Genomic DNA, 216 nt, shown 5'->3' with positions numbered 1-216 from the left:
GTGACGCGCCGCGCGGGTGGCTTTGATCGCCACGAACAGGCTGCGCACCAGCAGCACGCATAAATAGATGGCGAACATGGCCGAGCCGGTACGCGGCGAGACGGCACCGGCGATCCAGGTTCCGAAAGGCGCGGTGAGCGCAGCGACGACTCCGATGATCACAGCCGCCTTCACATGCACGAGCTTGCGTTTCAGGTTCGCGACGCTTGTGGTGAT

1 pseudogene is annotated in these 216 nt (G+C 63.9%); it reads right to left on the bottom strand.

The annotated features are described in order from the left end of the window. Window positions 1-216, bottom strand: a pseudogene (locus B3C64_RS04715) (sulfite exporter TauE/SafE family protein); the annotation flags it as partial.

It is taken from the genome of Bifidobacterium sp. UBA6881 (assembly GCA_002451435.1).
Lineage (GTDB): Bacteria > Actinomycetota > Actinomycetes > Actinomycetales > Bifidobacteriaceae > Bifidobacterium.
This window is presented reverse-complemented; position numbering and strand designations above follow the sequence as displayed.